Origin of the sequence: Achromobacter sp. 2789STDY5608621 (assembly GCF_001299375.1) — a bacterium.
Taxonomy (GTDB): Bacteria; Pseudomonadota; Gammaproteobacteria; order Burkholderiales; family Burkholderiaceae_B; genus Achromobacter; species Achromobacter insuavis.
Genome location: NZ_CYTU01000003.1, coordinates 187,536 through 188,688, shown reverse-complemented (window position 1 = coordinate 188,688; position 1,153 = coordinate 187,536). Strand labels below are relative to the sequence as shown.

The 1,153-nt window shown below is 74.2% G+C and carries 1 pseudogene; it reads left to right on the top strand.

Going from position 1 to position 1,153, the window contains the following annotated elements:
* Positions 1 to 1,153: pseudogene (locus AOZ53_RS34645) on the top strand (autotransporter outer membrane beta-barrel domain-containing protein); the annotation flags it as partial.

The window sequence follows — 1,153 nt, the reverse complement described above, 5'->3', positions numbered from 1 at the left end:
GGCGGGGGCGGGGGAGTGATCGACTGGGGCGGCTGGGTCAATCCGCCCCTGACGCTGTCCAGCGTCGCCGGCGGCCAGGGCGGCGCGGGCGTGGTCGCCGAGGGCGCGGGCGCGGTGCTGGTGAACAGCGGGCAGATATGGGGCGGCGGCGGGGGCGGCGGGGGCCAGGTGACCAGCCTCGAGGGCGGCAGCTCGGTCCCCCGGATCGGCCGCGGCGGCGACGGCGGCGTGGGCGTGGCCCTGGCTGCCGACAACCAGCGCCTGCTCAACATTGGTGAAATCCGTGGCGGCAACGCCGGGGCCAGCGGCGCGTACGATTTTGGCCTGGGCGGCGTCGGCGTGCGGGTGTCCGGCAACGGCACCATCGTCACTCAGCAGGGCACGATCATCGCCGGCCTCGACTCGCGCAATGCGCGCGGCACGGCGATCTGGCTGTCGGGCGCTGGCAATACCCTGGCGCTGGCGCAGGGGTCGACCACGCTTGGCGATGTGCTGCTCAGCCCGGCGGGCGGCAATCGGCTCAAACTGGCGGGCGGGGCGACCGCCGCCGTTGCGGTCACCGGCAATGTGACGTTCGGCGCGGGCGGCATCTACACCGTGCGCGCCACGCCCGCCGCGTTCGACCGGCTCGACGTCACCGGCCGGGCGGCGCTGGGCGGCGCCACGGTCGAGGTGACCGCGCAACCCGGCGCGTACAGCGAACACTTCAGCCAGGTCGTGCTGAGCGCCAGCGGCACCTTCGTCGGCTCGCGCTTTGCCGGGGTGACTTCCGACCTGGCCTACCTGACCCCGACGCTTACCTACTCGGCCGACGACAAGCAGGTGACGCTGACGTTGACGCGCGCGCGGGTCCCGCCGGTGGACCCCGTCGACCCGGTCGACCCCGTCACGCCGGTGGATCCGGGCACGGGCGGCACGCCGCTGCGCTTCGCCGACCTGGTGTCGGGACGCAATGCCCGCGCCGCGGCCAACGCGGTCGAATCGATGCCCGCCTCGCACAGCGTGTACGGCGCGGCCATTTCGCTGCCGGCCGGCGCGCCGCAAGGCTTCTTCTCGGGCCTGTCGGGCGAGGCGCATGCCACGGTGGCGGCCGGCCTGAACAATCTGTCCAGCGCCGTGCGCAACACGCCGCTGGACCAGCTGCGCGGCAACC